This window comes from Tessaracoccus antarcticus (genome assembly GCF_003688855.1).
In the GTDB taxonomy this organism is placed as follows: Bacteria; Actinomycetota; Actinomycetes; order Propionibacteriales; family Propionibacteriaceae; genus Arachnia; species Arachnia antarctica.
Genome location: NZ_REFW01000004.1, coordinates 201,087 through 215,620, shown reverse-complemented (window position 1 = coordinate 215,620; position 14,534 = coordinate 201,087). Strand labels below are relative to the sequence as shown.

Genomic DNA, 14,534 nt, shown 5'->3' with positions numbered 1-14,534 from the left:
CAGTTGAACGTTGAACGAGTCATGAGCATACAGATAATTCGCCGTTCCACCGAACGTTGGAGCGAGGACATCGAATTCGGTGTCCACACATTCGGCGACGTCACGGTCGGCGACGGGGGCAAGAAGCTGGGTCACCCCGAGGTGCTGCGCAACGTCGTGGCCGAGGGTGTACTCGCTGACCAGGTGGGCCTCGACGTCATGGGCATCGGCGAGCACCACCGCCCGGACTATGCCATCTCCGCGCCGGACGTGGTCCTCACCGCCATCGCTGCACAGACGCAGCGCATCAAGCTCATCTCCGCCGTCACGGTGTTGTCCTCTGACGACCCGGTGCGGGTCTACGAGCGCTTCGCCACCCTGGACGCCATATCGTCAGGCCGGGCCGAGGTGTCGCTGGGCAGGGGCTCGTTCACCGAGTCCTTCCCGCTGTTCGGTTTCGAGCTCAGGGACTACGAACAGCTCTACAGCGAAAAATTGGACCTGTTCAGCCACCTCCGCTCCGAGGGCCCCGTCACCTGGTCCGGGACCACCCGCTCCGGGCTGAGCGATCAGCGCATCTTCCCCACCACGGACCACGAGCACGGCCTGCCCACGTGGGTTGCCGTGGGTGGCACCCCGGAGTCGGTGGTGCGGGCAGCCAAGTACGGCTTCGGGCTGGAGCTGGCCATCATCGGCGGCCAGCCTGCCCGGTTCGCCCCGTTCGCCGAGCTGTTCCGCGAAGCACTGGCCGAGTTCGGGCAGGGTGAGCGTCGCATCGCCATCCACAGCCACGGTTTCATCGCCGACACCGACGAGGAAGCCATGAACCGGTACTGGCCGCACTACGAGGCCAGCATGCGCCAGTTGGGCAGGGAGCGGGGCTGGGCACCGCCGACACGGGCGCGGTTCGAGGCGGAGGTGCGGGACGGGGCCCTGCACGTCGGCTCCCCCGACACGGTGGCCAAGAAGGTCGCCTCCACCATCAGCGCCCTGGGCGCGACCCGCTTCGGCATGAAGTACGGCAACGGAACACTCCCCCACGCCGACATGATGCGTGCTGTGGAGCTCTACGGCACCAAGGTGAAGCCCATGGTGCTGGACATGCTCTCCGAGGCCTGAGAGCCCCCCTGCCGCTTCCTGAGTGGTCGTCGCGACGAGCGAGGCCGCCCCGAGCAGACACGCGATGAAGGACCCGTCATGCCGAAAGGGGCCCGGCGCACCGAGTGACGTCCCGGAATCACGCCGACCGGGTACGACACAGACCAGTGTTCAGCGTTCGCGGTAGATCCAGCGCGACACGGGACGGCCCGTCAGCCAGGCCCTCCAGACGCCGACGGCAACGAAGGGGGTCAGCGCCAGCGCGACGCCCAACCGGGTCACGTTGCGGTAGGGAAGCTCAGCAGTCACCGGGGTGAACCCGACGTCTCCGAGCCTGTTGGAGACCCGTGAGGCGCAGGCGTGGTGCTGCCTGCCGTCGATTATCACCTCCACCCACGTGTGTCCGGCGTACCACCACGGGTGGCGGAACCCGCGGACCCGCGCGGCGTGGACGAGGTGCGCCTCGAAGCCCAGCCCGCGCAGGACGTCACACAACACGGTGTTGTACTGGTGGGACCATCCACGGCCCCGCGCCAACGACGTGTCCGGCGACTCCCACATGTGCCACAGCGACTCGTGGGTGTATTCGGCCGCCACTCGCTGCATGGCGGCGTCCACGAGCTCGCGATCCCTGAGGCCCGCGTCACGCAGTGCCCAGATCAACTCGTCGGCCCCGCGTGCACCGTCGGTCTTCCCGGACCGGGGCGCCATGACGACGACGGGAACCACCGCACTCATGACCGCCACGACGGTGCTGACCAGTTTCCTCATTCTCATCCCCTCCGGCGGAAGCGATCGACGCCCCGCAGTGATCGGTACGGCACCTCGGTGACGAGGTCCTCGTGCAGCGCGAGCATCCGCTGGATCGTGGACCGCCAGGTGTACTTCTCTGCTGTAGCCCTTGCCCCGGCGCGCAGAACGGGCCCCAGCCTGGGCACCAGTGATTCGACGGCATCCGCCAACGAGGCAGGCTCTGGTGCGCCACTTGCACCGGCGGAGGCGTCCACCAGTTCCCTCGCCCCGCCCCGGTTGGCGGTGACGACGGGGGTCCCGCACGCCAGCGCCTCGAGCACCGCGAGCCCGAACGTTTCCGCCGGGCACACCGAGAGTGAGACGTCTGCGGCGGCGAACCGCTTGGCCAGTTCCGCGCGTCCGTCCACGAAGCCGTGGAAGAAGACCGGCGCATCGCCCGCGATCTCCTCGAGTTCCTTCTGGTCCGGTCCGGTGCCGTACAGGTCCATCCGGACCGCGCGGCCGCGGCGGTGGAGTTCGGCCGCGGTGGCGACTGCCAGTTGCGGGCTTTTCTCGTGCGACAACCGGCCCGCGTAGACGAGCTTCAGGACCCCGTCGTCGACGGGTGTCCCGGCGGACGGGTTGAATGTGAGCAGGTCCACGCCGAGCGGCACCAGTTCCAGCCGTGCTCCGGTGTCCTCGAACTCGTCGGCGGCGAAGCGGCTGGTCACCACCACGGCGTCGAACTCCTTGGCGAGGCGCCTGTTGAGGGCGCCCACGGCGGCCTCCACGCCGAAGGAGCGACGCATCCACATGGCCAACATGTCGGAGAGCCGCTCGTGGCTGAACATGACGGATCCCACGCCGCGTTTCGCCGCCCATCTGCCGGCGGGCGAGAGCGTCCACTTGTCGGACACCTCGATGGTGGTGGGGCGGAAACGGTCGAGCACGTCCAGCGCACGCCATGGCGTGGCGATCATGCGGTACTGGGGAGTCAGCTTCGGTGAGCGGACGGACACGACGATGCCTGATGCCGTCTCCTCGATGTGGTCACGGCGGCCGGGCACCACGAGGATCCGTTCGTGGCCGGCCGCAACGTAGCCCTCGCCGAGCGTGTCGATGACCACCTTCATGCCGCCCGACGTCGGGCCCACGAAGTTGGCCATCTGTGCGATTCTCACCCCCGCATCCTATGGGGGAGGCGCGCACCGCCTGAACGCCGCGGAGAAGAACCCGGCACACATCCGCACCCGCGCTGCACGGCACGCATCCGCACGTGCGACGGTTCTCAGTCCAGCAGGGTGCGGTCGGACAGGGTGGCGCCCTTGATTTTGCCGAACTCCTCCAGCAGGTGTTCGGGCGTGGTGTTCTTCTTGGCCTTCTCGTCGACGTCGAGGACGATGCGGCCTTCGTGCATCATGATGAGCCGGTTCCCGAGCTCGATGGCCTGCTGCATGTTGTGGGTCACCATCAGCGCTGTGAGGTGGTGGCGCGCCACCTGCTCCCCCGTCAACCGGGTGATCAGCTCGGCGCGCGACGGGTCGAGCGCGGCGGTGTGTTCGTCGAGCAGCAGGATGGCGGGCTTCGCGTACGTGGCCATGAGCAGGCTCAGCGCCTGCCTCTGGCCGCCCGAGAGCATTCCGACGCGCATCTGCAGTCTGTTCTCCAGCCCCAGCTCCAGCGACTTCAGCTCCTCGCGGAACACCTCGCGCTTGGAGCCGGTCACAGCCAGGCCCAGTCCGCGGCGCTGGCCGCGCCCGAAGGCGATGGCGAGGTTTTCCTCGATGGTCAGGTGCGGGCTGGTCCCGGCCATGGGGTCCTGGAAGACGCGCCCCACCCGGGATGCGCGCCGGTGCTCGGCCTGCCTCGTGACCCTGCGTCCGTCGATCGTGACCTGGCCCTCGTCGGGCGTGTAGCGGCCGGAGATGACGTTCAGTAGCGTGGACTTCCCGGCGCCGTTGGAGCCGATGACCGTGACGAAGTCGCCCTCGCCGAGCTTCAGGTTCAGGCCGTCCAGTGCGGTGCGTTCGTTGACGGTGCCTGCGAAGAAGCGCTTCGTGATGTTCTCGAGCTGCAGCATCACACGGCCTCCGCTGCCATGACGCGGCGACGCCGATGCCGGATCTTCTTGAAAACGCTCCACTGCGGCAGCACGAGCGCGATGACCACGATGACCGCGGAGATCATCTTCATGTCGTTGGGGTTCAGGCCTGCATTGAGCGCCAGTTGAATGACGGCGCGGTAGATGACGGAGCCCAGCACCGCGGCCAGCACGGCCTGCCACACGGCGGTCATCCCGAAGATGGCCTGGCCGATGATGACCGATGCCAGCCCGGCCACGATGAGGCCGATGCCCATGGAGATGTCGGCGTAGCCCTGGTACTGCGCCATGAAGGCACCGCACAGCGCCACGAGGCCGTTGGAAATGGCCAGCCCGGCCACCTTGGTGACACCGGTGTTGACGCCCTGGCTCCGGGCCATGAGTTCGTTGTCGCCCGTGGCGCGGATGGCCACGCCGAACCCGGTCCCCAGGAAGCCGTAGACGGCGGCGCCGACGATGGCCACCACGACGGCGAAGATCGCCACCGCGCCCCAGGTGCCCAGAAGACCGGCCTCGCGCAGTGGTGTCATGAGGGTGCTCTGACGCAGCAGCGGGACGTTGGCCTTGCCCATGATGCGCAGGTTGATGGAATACAGGGCGATCTGGGTCAGGATGCCGGCAAGCAACGGGTTGATGTTGCCCCATACGTGCAGCAGCCCGGTGACCACCCCCGCCGCCATGCCCCCGACGATGCTGACGATGAGGGCCACCCAGATGGGCGTCCCGCTCACGATCAGCACCGCCGAGAGTGCAGCCCCCGTGGTGAATGAGCCGTCGACCGTGAGGTCCGGAAAGTCCAGCACCCGGTATGTGAGGTAGACACCGATCGCCAGGATGGCGTAAATCAGTCCGAGCTCAGCGGCAATGACCATGTGGTTGTCCCAGTTCGCTCTCGTGGGGTCGGGGCCTGAGCCCCGAAGTCCTAGAAGGTCTTGACGGCCCTCGCGGCCATGTCGTCCGGGATGGACGCACCCATGCGCTTGGCACCCTCGGGGTTGACGGTGAGGTCGAAGGTGTCCTGCAGCTTGACCGGCATGGTCGCCGGGTCGGCGCCCTCGAAGATCTGCACCGCCATGGCGGCGGCGTCTCGACCCTGCTGGTCGTAGTTGACGGTCTGGGACGCGGCGGCGCCGCGCTCGACGGACCCCTCGTCGGAGGCCACGACAACGGCCTGCTTCTGCTCGGCCACCTGGATGAGCGCCTCGATCCCGGAGACGACGTTGTTGTCGGTGGGAACGTAGTAGGCGTCGACGTCCAGCGACTGCGCAGCCTGCTGCACTTCTGAGGAGTTGGAGACGGCGGCCTTCTCGATTCTCAGCCCGAGCCCCGGGGCTGCCTTCTCTGCGGCCTCGACCTGCACCTCGGCGTTGATCTCGCCGGAGGAGTACACGATGCCCACGGTCTTCACACTGGGGTCAATCTCCTGGATCAGCTTCAGCTGATCCTCCACCGGGTTGAGGTCGGAGGCGCCGGTGATGTTTCCGCCGGGTGCGTCCCAGTCAGCCACGAGGTCAGCGGCAACCGGATCGGTCACGGCGGCGAACAGGATGGGCTTGTCGGTGATCACCTGGGCAACGGCCTGACCTGAGGGGGTGGCGATGGCGAGCACCAGGTCCTTCTTGCCCTGCGCGAACTGGTTGGCGATGGCAGTGAGCGTCGCCTGATCGGCCTGCGCGTTCTGCAGGTCGAGCGTGATCTTCTCGCCGTCCTTGTAACCGGCCTCGGCCAATCCGTCGATGAACCCCTTCTGGACGGCATCCAGTGCGGGGTGCGACACGTAGTTGACCACGCCGATCTCGAGCGCCTTCTCCGCAGCAGGAGCCTCGGGCTCGCCGGGGGTGGCGGCACCACCGCAGGCGGACAGGAACAGGACGGCCGATGCGCCAAGGGCGACGGCGAACTTGCGGAGCGACATGTCGCGGAACTCCTCGAAGAAGGGGTGACCAGTCACACGGATGTGCGTCTACTCGGCGGGACTCTACCGCAACGTCAGGCGGGTGGGGATGCCTGCCCAGCAGTCACGAACCAGCGAAGCCTCCCCTGGAACGCGAAAGGAGGGACCCGGCGAACCGGGTCCCTCCTGTTCTCGACTGGGTGTCGAGGTCACTTGGCCTCGGCGGCCGTGTCCTCGTCTGCAGCGTCCTCAGCAACCGCTTCGTCAGCGACTTCCTGAGCAGCGGCGGCCTCGGGAGAGGCTGCCTCTTCGATGTTCTCCGACTCGGTGGCCTCGGCCTCGACGGCCTCGTCCTGTGCGGCGGCGGGCTTGGCAGCTGCCTTGCCTGCCTTGGCGCGGGTGGTGCGGCTGTCCGCGACGGACTGGGTGATGATCTCGATGATGGCCATCGGCGCGTTGTCGCCCTTGCGGGGTCCAACCTTCGTGATGCGGGTGTAGCCGCCCTCACGATCGGCCAGCGACGGCGCGATCTCGGTGAACAGCGTGTCGACGACGTCGCGGTCCGTGATGGCCTGGAGCACCAGGCGACGGGCGTGGAGGTCTCCACGCTTGGCCTTGGTGATGAGCTTCTCGGCCAGCGGCTGGACGCGACGGGCCTTCGTCTCGGTGGTGGTGATCCGGCCGTGCTGGAACAGCTGCGCTGCCATGTTGCGGAGAATGGTGCGCTCGTGGGTGGGCGAACCGCCCAGACGGGGACCCTTTGTTGGCTTCGGCATCAGTTGGTTCTTTCAGTGTGGTCCGAGCAGCGCTCGGATGGGGGCGTCAGTACTGCTCGGTCTCGGCGAAGTCTTCTTCAACTTCGGGCTCTTCGTTGTCCTCGTCGTAGCGCTCGATGGCCTCCATCGGGTCGAAGCCCGGGGCGGAGTCACGCAGCGCAAGACCGAGTCCGTGAAGGGTGACCTTCACCTCGAGGATCGACTTGGAACCGAAGTTGCGGATGTCGAGGAGGTCTTCCTCGCTGCGGGCAACGAGTTCACCGACGGTGTGGATGCCTTCGCGCTTCAGGCAGTTGTAGGAGCGCACGGACAATTCCAGGTCCTCGACCGGCAGCGACAGCGACTCGGCGATCTGCTCGTCGACGGGCGACGGGCCGATCTCGATGCCCTCGGCGTTGACGTTCAGTTCACGGGCCAGGCCGAACAGTTCCACCAGCGTGCGGCCTGCGGACGCCATGGCGTCGCGCGGCAGCATGGAGGGCTTGGTCTCCACGTCGATGACGAGGCGGTCGAAGTCGGTGCGCTGGGCCACGCGGGTGGCCTCCACCTTGTAGCTGACCTTCAGGACGGGCGAGTAGATCGAGTCGACGGGGATGCGTCCGATCTCGGCGTCCGGGTTCTTGTTCAGGACACTGGAGACGTAGCCGCGGCCACGCTCAACAACCAGTTCCATTTCCAGCTTGCCGGTCTCGTTCAGCGTGGCGATGTGCATCTCCGGGTTGTGGATCTCCACACCGGCCGGGGGCTGGATGTCACCGGCGGTCACCGCGCCAGCACCCGCCTTGCGCAGGTACATGACGACGGGCTCGTCCTCCTCCGAGGAGAGCACGATGCCCTTGAGATTCAGGATGATCTCGGTGACGTCCTCGACGACGCCTTCGACGGTGGAGAACTCGTGCATGTTGCCCTCCACCTTGATGCTCGTGATCGAGGCACCGGGGATCGAGGACAGCAGGGTACGACGCAGGGAGTTGCCGAGCGTGTAGCCGAAGCCCGGCTCCAGCGGCTCGATGGCGAACTGCGAGCGGTATTCGGAGATCGAGACCTCTGACAGCGAGGGGCGCTGTGCGATGAGCATGTGTGTCCTTCCCGCGCCAACCAATATATGAGGGCGCGAACCCGGCCGGGAACGATTCCCGGCCGACTTGTGATGATGCAACGGTGGTGCTGAATCGGGGCTGGCCGATTACTCGGCCAGCCCCCATGTCATTACTTCGAGTACAGCTCGACGATCATCTGTTCCTGCACGTCAATCACGATCTGCTCGCGGAGCGGCAGCTGGTGAATGAGGATGCGCATCCGGTTGGGACGTGCCTCCATCCATGCGGGAACGGAACGCTCGCCGTGGGTCTCACGAGCAACCACGAGCGGGTGCAGGTTCATCGACTTCTCGGCGACGTCCACGATGTCGTGGGCCTTCACGCGGTACGAGGGGATGTCCACCCGGTGGCCGTTGACCAGGAAGTGGCCGTGGACCACGAGCTGGCGGGCCTGACGACGGGTGCCCGCGAAACCTGCGCGGTACACAACGTTGTCGAGACGGGTCTCCAGGATTTGCAGCAGGTGGTCACCGGTCTTGCCGGGGTGACGGTCAGCTTCCTGGTAGTAGCGGCGGAACTGCTTCTCGAGCACGCCATAGGAGAAACGCGCCTTCTGCTTCTCGCGCATCTGCAGGGAGTACTCGGAGTCCTTGATACGGCCGCGGCCATGGACGCCGGGCGGGTACGGGCGACGCTCGAAAGCCTTGTCGTTGCCGACGAGGTCTGTCCCGAGACGACGGGACTTCTTGGTCATGGGGCCGGTGTAACGAGCCATTTCTTCTCTTCAGTCCTTACTTGGTCTCGGGGATCAGACGCGACGGCGCTTGGGCGGGCGGCAGCCGTTGTGCGGCACGGGCGTGACGTCGGAGATGGCTCCGACCTCGAGGCCCACGGCGCCCAGCGAACGGATCGCGGTCTCACGTCCGGAGCCGGGGCCCTTGACGAAGACGTCGACGCGCTTCATGCCGTGCTCCATGGCGCGGCGGCCAGCGGCCTCCGCAGCCATCTGTGCAGCGAACGGCGTCGACTTGCGGGACCCCTTGAAACCGACGGTGCCGGCGGAGGCCCAGGCGACAACCGCACCTGCGGGATCAGTGATCGCGATGATCGTGTTGTTGAACGTGCTCTTGATGTGGGCCTGCCCGGCCAGCACGTTCTTCTTTTCCTTGCGACGCACCTTGCTCTTGGCGCCGCCACTCTTTCGGCTTGCAGTAGCCATAAGTTCTTTTCTCTCCAGTCCTGTTTCAGCTCACCGCGCGGGTCAGCGTACCTTTTTCTTGCCAGCGACTGCCTTCTTGCGACCCTTGCGGGTGCGGGCATTGGTACGCGTGCGCTGGCCACGGACGGGCAGTCCGCTGCGGTGGCGACGGCCCTGGTAGTTGCCAATTTCGATCTTGCGACGAATATCGGCTGCGACGCTACGACGAAGGTCACCTTCGATTTCGTATGCACCGTTGATGTGGTCACGCAGCGCGACGAGCTGTTCGTCGTTGAGTTCGTGGACACGGAGATCGCCACTGACTCCAGTGGCGGCGAGGGTTTCGGCGGCGCGGGTCTTGCCCACGCCGAAGATGTAGGTGAGTGCGATCTCGAGGCGCTTTTCGCGCGGCAGGTCGACACCGAGTAGGCGTGCCATCAGGCGGTTACCTTTCAAAGTGTTTCCGGTCCATGGCCCCGAGGGGCCCGGTCGTGAACCGAGAAGGTGTGCGGCGTGACGCGTCCCCGTGCCTTTCGGCCGCATGTGGCGACCGGCGGGGCCTTGGCCTTCGTCCAAGGGTGGAGGTCCTTGTGGGGACCCTTGCGTTCACGTTGTTGAATTGTCAGGCGGGGTGGGCGATCGACCCGTTCCGCGATGCTCTGTTCGAGCCTTTGTCCAACGTCTGGGCTCAGCCCTGGCGCTGCTTGTGACGCGGGTTCTCGCAGATCACCATCACACGACCGTGCCGGCGGATGACCTTGCACTTGTCGCAGATCTTCTTGACGCTCGGCTGAACCTTCATTCGAGCAACCTTTTCAATCAGCGATGGGGCCCATGTCAAGCCCCAATCAGTGGTGGATGAACTCGGCAATCCTCGTCCCGGACGATCCCGTGTGCGCGAGCACACAACGATCCGCCGGGCATGGACGACCGACGCCCAAGGTTACGCCAGCGGCGGGCAAATGCCCAAATCCTCGGATCGAGGGCGTGACGCGCTCCCCCGGACATGACAAAACGCCCGGCAGAAGCCGGGCGTCGTCGTCGTTGATGGACTCACTTGTGGCGGTAGACGATGCGTCCGCGAGTCAGGTCATAGGGAGAAAGCTCCACCACAACGCGGTCAGCGGGGAGAATGCGAATGTAGTGCTGGCGCATCTTTCCGCTGATCGTGGTCAACACTTTGTGCCCGTTCGCGAGTTCCACCCGGAACATCGCGTTCGGAAGTGATTCCACGACGGTACCCTCCATCTCGAGGGCTCCCTCTTTCTTCGCCATGTGCTCTCAATCAGTTGTCAGATCATTATTGTCTGTGTGGATTCTATGCCGGGGCGCTGGCTTCACCCAAATCCCTGCCACCTGCAGGCCGCTGCGGCGCGCGGTCGGGTGCCGGTATCGTGGTCCCCCATGAGCCACTTCGCCGTGCATTACACCTACGTCTCTGACGCCACCCTCCTGGCCGAACACCGGCCCGCGCACCGCGACTTCCTGCGGTCCCTGGTGGGCTCGGGACTGGTGGCCGCCGGCGCCTACCCGGACGCCGAGGAACCTGCAGCTTTGCTCATCGTCGAGGCGGAAACCGCCGATGACGTGGCGACGATGCTGGAGAGGGACCCCTTTCTGGTGCAGGGCGCCATCGCCCGGCGTCGCATCCAGTTGTGGAACCCGCCCATCGGCATCTTCGCCTGAGGGTTGCCTCACCGGACCTTGTCGGACCCCACAAGCCAGGTGGTGCACTCGCCTGCAAGAGTGGCGTGGAAGCCGCGCATTCCCCACAGGGCCAGCGAGTCCGGGCTTCCGTGGGTACCGTCATCGAGATAGCTGCGAAGGTGCGGTTCGAGAGTGTCGTAGAACGGCCGATCCAGTGTGACGGAATCGTCGCGACGGAGCATGCCCATGGAGAAACAGGTGGCCTGGATCTCGTTGCGCCGGATCGTCTCGTTGCCCGGGGGCAAGTCGTCCATGGCGTCAAAGAAGCCGCTCACCCCCTGGATGTGGTGACCGTATTCGTGCCCGATCACATCCTTCGCCCAGATGGGGTCCCACGACGTGTCCAGCAGCAGGTCTTCGCCGATGTGAATCGTTCCCCCATTGGCGGAGCAGTAGTACGCGGGCGCCGTCGAGACCCCGCAGGGAGAAGTCACCTCGGACCCGGAGAAGAAAAAGTGCGGCACCTCTGCGCTCGGTAGACCCACGGTGGCGAGTACGGGGCGCCAGGCGTTCTGGATGCATGCCAGTTCGGCGGTGGCGTAGGGCTGCAGTTCTGCCATGGTTCCCAGCGTCGCGGGCGCTGGGCAGCCGGACATGGAGGGGAAGGAGGCCGTGTAGACGGCTGCCTGCTGCACCCTCACCCATGCAGGATCCCCCGAGTTCGGTGGCGGGAGCGGCGGATTTGTCCGGTTCGGGATGGGCTCGGGTTCCGGTGGTGCCGGCTTCGGGGTCGGCGGCTCAGGCTTCGGGGTGGGCGGGGCCGGTGGGGCACTGCTGGGCCGGGGCATGGGTGTGGGCGGCTCGTACGGTTCCACGGAGGACGCCACCAGCCCACCCAGCACCGCGATGAGGCCCGGCACGATCACCAGGAACCCCACCACCGCCACGAGGCAGCCCACCACGGCACCCGATGAGGTGCGTCGAGGGGGCGGAGCCCAGCCCGGCCCCCCACCCGAGGGCCCCCAGTTGGAGGGGGGCCCGTAGAGTCCTCGGGGCGGCGGCCCCGGCGGTGGCCCACCGCGGAAGGCGGGCGGCCCCCAGGGGGCGGCGGGCGGCGGGGGCCCCCAGGGCCCGGCGCTTGGTGGTCCTCCGGAGCTGCCGCGCGCGCCGGGTGGGGTGATGGGTCCGGATGGGTGGGTGAACCGGTCGGGAGGCGGCATGGACATCAGCTCACCCTTTCTGCGCCGACCGCCCACGTGTTGCAGTCCCCCAGGGTCTGGGCGTACAGCCCGCGCGTCCCCCAGAAGAGGATCGACTCCCGGCTGCCATGGATGCCGTCGATGGTCATCGTCTCCAGTCGTTGTTGCCAGCTGTCCCAGTTGTTCTCGTCGAAATCCACGATCTCACTGTTGCGGGTCATGGTGGCGGACCAGCAGGTGGCCTGCAGTTCCGCACGACGCTCGATCTCGTCCGACTGGACCAGCTGCATCTTCGCGGTGGTGATCCCGGCGAGGCTCTGGACGTGGTGGGAGTACTCGTGGTTGACCATCTCGTTGATGGACAGGTCCCAGTCCATGGCCATCTCCAGGTGCCCCGCCCCGAAATGGACGGTGCCCATCCCTGCGGAGCAGTAGAAGGCGGGCGCCTCAAGGTATCCGCATTCACTGGGAGCCCCGGTGCCGGGGTAGAACTCCACGGGGGGCTCCACGGTGGACCACCCCTTGAGCTGGAAAAGCGGCACCCAGGCACGGTGGACGCAGTGCCATTGCTGGAGGACGAGTGCCTGGTACTCCGTCTCGGACGTGACCTTCTGGACGGCCGGGCAGGTGGACAGGATGGGCGCGGGCTCACCGATCAGCTCTTCAGCCTGCAGCACCGTCCACAGATCATTTTGTGGGGCGGGGGGCGGCAGTGCTTCCCAGTCGCGCTCGGGGAGTTGCCAGCCCTCCCGGGTCGGCGCTGGCGGCGGCGGTGTGGGCGAAGGGGATGGGGACGGCGAAGAGGGTGGGGGCGTCTCCACTGCCGTCGGTGTGGACACCGGCCGCGTGGTGGTGGGTGCTGGCCCGGGGATGCTCGGGTCAGCTGGCGGCTGCCCCCACACCTGTCCCGCGACGCCCAGCAGTACCGCCAGTGCTGTGCCGGCCGAGATGAGTGCCCACACGGGGCCCTTCACCGACCTGCGGCGCGGCGGGGGCGGTGTCGGTGGCCCGAACGGGGGCGGCGGCCTCCACCGAGCACCGGGGGGCGGGCCCCCACCTGGTGGTGTGCCGGGAACCCAGCCGGTGGGTCTCTGCTGCGGTGGAGGCGAGGCCGCCGGTGGCGCATCCCAGCGGCGCTCGGGCGTCCCTCCCGTCGTGTACGGCTGCCCGTTCCATGGCGGAGCCCCAGGCGGTCGCTGACCCCCGCCCCCGGGCCACTGGGGTGCTGGCGGACCACTCCAGGGCTGCTGGGGCGGGCCGGCTGCTGGAGGCTGGTAGGGGCCGAAGGCCGGAGGCCCGAGCGGACCGTTGTGTGGTGGCGGGAATGGGCCAGGGCGTGGGGGTTGGGACATTTCAGTTGACCCTGGCCGGATCCACGGACCACGTGTTGCAGTCACCCACCGTGTCGGCGTACAGGCCCCGCGTGCCCCAGTACAGCAGCGACTCCCGGCTGCCGTGTTCGTCGTCGAGCACGCTCTCGTGCAGGCTGTACTGCCAGTCGTCCCATCTGCTCTGGTCGAAACCAACGGCATCGTTGTGGAACGTCATGCTGGCGGACAGGCAGGTGGCCTGCAACTCCAGCCGGCGGTCCAGGTCGTCGGTGGGGTCGACCCCCTCCATGGCGTCGATGATGCCGGCCAGGTTCTGGATGTGGTGGGCGTACTCGTGGTGAACGGACTCATTGACCGTCAGGTCCCAGTACATGGCAAGGTCGCGGTCGTCACCTCCGAAGAACGCCATGCCCCCGCCGTCGGGACAGTAGAAGGCCGGAGCCTCTGCATAACCGCAGGCGCTCGTGCTGCCGATGCCGGTGAAGAACCTCAGGGGCGGCTCCACCGTCGACCAGCCGAGCCTTTCGAACACCGGTGTCCACGCCTCGTGGACGCACTCCCACTGCCGTGTGACCGCCTCCTGGTAGGACGCGTCGTCGTCGATGGTGTGGGGCATGTCGCACCCCGCGATGGACGGGGGCGCCATCGCAGCGAGTCGTGGCGACTGCATCGTCTGCCAGGCCTCCTCCTGACCCGGCGCGAGAACCGGGAGGACGTCCCACGACCACTCCGGCAGCAACCACTCCCCCGTGGCGGGATCCACAACTCCCTGCGCCGAGGAGGCCGGCGGTTCAGGCTCAGCAGCCGCTCCACCCGGCAGCGGTGCGACGGTGGGAGTCGTCACCACGGAGGGGGTCGCCTCATCGAAGCCATAGGTCTCGTTGTTCTGCCAGCGTGTGACGACGACGCCCGCGGCTGCCATGGCAACAACGAGGAGGAACACGAGCAGGCCGATCAAGGGTGCCCTGTGGGAGTCCTCTGATGGCCTGGACACCACCCACGGCCCATCGGGGCCCTCGGTCTGTGTGAAGGGCGGTGCCCAGTGCGCTGCAGGCCCCTGCAGTGGCGCGGGGGCGTCACGGTGCGCCGGTTGCGGTGGAGGGGGTTGAGCGCGCGTCGCGGGTGGCAACCAGTGATCGGGTGGACCACCCGGCGGGGCAGGGCTCACGCCACACCTGCGAAGAGCACCACCAGTACCGCAAGGGTGATGAGCAGCGCCAGGACGACACCGGTGACCAAAAGTGCGGGGATGAGAACGTTGCGGGACGTACTCACCTGGCCTGCCGGGACCCCGGAGGACTGCACGATGCCGGGCACCTCCACAGCCGCCGCGGGGAGCCGCTCGATCACCGGAACGAGTTCACCCAGATGCTGGGCCCCGTACACGACATCCAGCGCCGCCATGTAGTCGTCCTGCTGCAGCCTGCCGTCGGCAAACGCGTCCGAAAGCCTCTTGGTGAGGGCTTCACGCTCGACGTCATCGACGTCGGCCTGTGCCTGTTGCAGGTACTTCGAGGACGGAGGCAGGCTGCTCATGCC

General features: G+C 67.0%; 18 protein-coding genes. 2 read left to right on the top strand and 16 right to left on the bottom strand.

Annotated features, from left to right (window positions below; genetic code table 11):
* The first annotated feature begins 21 nt into the window (after positions 1 to 21).
* Positions 22 to 1,098, top strand: coding sequence for an LLM class flavin-dependent oxidoreductase (locus EAX62_RS14075; RefSeq protein ID WP_121902359.1), 1,077 nt, complete (start codon positions 22 to 24; stop codon positions 1,096 to 1,098).
* Positions 1,099 to 1,248: 150 nt separating this feature from the next.
* On the opposite strand, the gene EAX62_RS14070 is transcribed toward EAX62_RS14075, so the two are convergent.
* The 12 genes from EAX62_RS14070 to infA form a co-directional block, all read right to left on the bottom strand.
* Positions 1,249 to 1,848: a transglutaminase domain-containing protein gene (locus tag EAX62_RS14070; protein ID WP_121902358.1), complete on the bottom strand. Its 600-nt coding sequence runs from the start codon at positions 1,846 to 1,848 to the stop codon at positions 1,249 to 1,251.
* Positions 1,849 to 1,850: 2 nt separating this feature from the next.
* Entirely contained in the window at positions 1,851 to 2,975 is a 1,125-nt protein-coding gene (locus EAX62_RS14065; RefSeq protein WP_121902357.1) for a glycosyltransferase, read from the bottom strand.
* Between the two features lie 122 nt (positions 2,976 to 3,097).
* Positions 3,098 to 3,889 (bottom strand): ABC transporter ATP-binding protein, encoded by a 792-nt coding sequence (locus EAX62_RS14060; RefSeq protein ID WP_121902356.1) that lies wholly within the window; start codon positions 3,887 to 3,889, stop codon positions 3,098 to 3,100.
* The gene (locus EAX62_RS14055; protein WP_121902355.1) at positions 3,889 to 4,782 is read right to left on the bottom strand and encodes an ABC transporter permease; all 894 of its coding nucleotides are present in this window, start codon (positions 4,780 to 4,782) and stop codon (positions 3,889 to 3,891) included. Before EAX62_RS14055 ends, EAX62_RS14060 begins: the two co-directional genes overlap by 1 nt.
* 50 nt (positions 4,783 to 4,832) lie before the next feature.
* Entirely contained in the window at positions 4,833 to 5,861 is a 1,029-nt protein-coding gene (locus EAX62_RS14050; RefSeq protein WP_199711306.1) for an ABC transporter substrate-binding protein, read from the bottom strand.
* Between the two features lie 152 nt (positions 5,862 to 6,013).
* On the bottom strand, positions 6,014 to 6,580 hold the full coding sequence (rplQ, locus tag EAX62_RS14045) for a 50S ribosomal protein L17 (RefSeq protein ID WP_121902353.1): 567 nt from the start codon (positions 6,578 to 6,580) through the stop codon (positions 6,014 to 6,016).
* A 46-nt stretch (positions 6,581 to 6,626) separates the two neighbouring features.
* On the bottom strand, positions 6,627 to 7,658 hold the full coding sequence (locus EAX62_RS14040; protein ID WP_121902352.1) for a DNA-directed RNA polymerase subunit alpha: 1,032 nt from the start codon (positions 7,656 to 7,658) through the stop codon (positions 6,627 to 6,629).
* 131 nt (positions 7,659 to 7,789) lie between these two features.
* Positions 7,790 to 8,395 (bottom strand): 30S ribosomal protein S4, encoded by a 606-nt coding sequence (gene rpsD, locus EAX62_RS14035; RefSeq protein WP_121902351.1) that lies wholly within the window; start codon positions 8,393 to 8,395, stop codon positions 7,790 to 7,792.
* 33 nt (positions 8,396 to 8,428) lie between these two features.
* A complete protein-coding gene (gene rpsK / locus EAX62_RS14030) occupies positions 8,429 to 8,839 on the bottom strand; it encodes a 30S ribosomal protein S11 (RefSeq protein ID WP_121902350.1) in 411 nt (136 codons plus the stop codon).
* Between the two features lie 42 nt (positions 8,840 to 8,881).
* Entirely contained in the window at positions 8,882 to 9,256 is a 375-nt protein-coding gene (gene rpsM, locus EAX62_RS14025) for a 30S ribosomal protein S13 (RefSeq protein ID WP_121902349.1), read from the bottom strand.
* Between the two features lie 250 nt (positions 9,257 to 9,506).
* Entirely contained in the window at positions 9,507 to 9,620 is a 114-nt protein-coding gene (gene rpmJ / locus EAX62_RS14020; protein WP_020575560.1) for a 50S ribosomal protein L36, read from the bottom strand.
* A gap of 251 nt (positions 9,621 to 9,871) precedes the next feature.
* Positions 9,872 to 10,093 (bottom strand): translation initiation factor IF-1, encoded by a 222-nt coding sequence (gene infA / locus EAX62_RS14015; protein ID WP_121902348.1) that lies wholly within the window; start codon positions 10,091 to 10,093, stop codon positions 9,872 to 9,874.
* A gap of 129 nt (positions 10,094 to 10,222) precedes the next feature.
* Between infA and EAX62_RS14010 the strand changes: the two genes are divergently transcribed.
* Entirely contained in the window at positions 10,223 to 10,504 is a 282-nt protein-coding gene (locus EAX62_RS14010) for a YciI family protein (RefSeq protein WP_121902347.1), read from the top strand.
* An 8-nt stretch (positions 10,505 to 10,512) separates the two neighbouring features.
* Here the strand turns inward: EAX62_RS14010 and EAX62_RS14005 are convergent, their stop codons facing one another.
* The 4 genes from EAX62_RS14005 to EAX62_RS13990 form a co-directional block, all read right to left on the bottom strand.
* On the bottom strand, positions 10,513 to 11,424 hold the full coding sequence (locus tag EAX62_RS14005; RefSeq protein ID WP_158600687.1) for a hypothetical protein: 912 nt from the start codon (positions 11,422 to 11,424) through the stop codon (positions 10,513 to 10,515).
* A 266-nt stretch (positions 11,425 to 11,690) separates the two neighbouring features.
* Positions 11,691 to 12,626 (bottom strand): neutral zinc metallopeptidase, encoded by a 936-nt coding sequence (locus EAX62_RS14000; RefSeq protein WP_147454111.1) that lies wholly within the window; start codon positions 12,624 to 12,626, stop codon positions 11,691 to 11,693.
* 391 nt (positions 12,627 to 13,017) lie between these two features.
* On the bottom strand, positions 13,018 to 13,989 hold the full coding sequence (locus tag EAX62_RS13995) for a neutral zinc metallopeptidase (RefSeq protein ID WP_147454110.1): 972 nt from the start codon (positions 13,987 to 13,989) through the stop codon (positions 13,018 to 13,020).
* A 170-nt stretch (positions 13,990 to 14,159) separates the two neighbouring features.
* Positions 14,160 to 14,531 (bottom strand): DUF1707 SHOCT-like domain-containing protein, encoded by a 372-nt coding sequence (locus EAX62_RS13990; protein WP_121902343.1) that lies wholly within the window; start codon positions 14,529 to 14,531, stop codon positions 14,160 to 14,162.
* Positions 14,532 to 14,534: the final 3 nt, after the last annotated feature.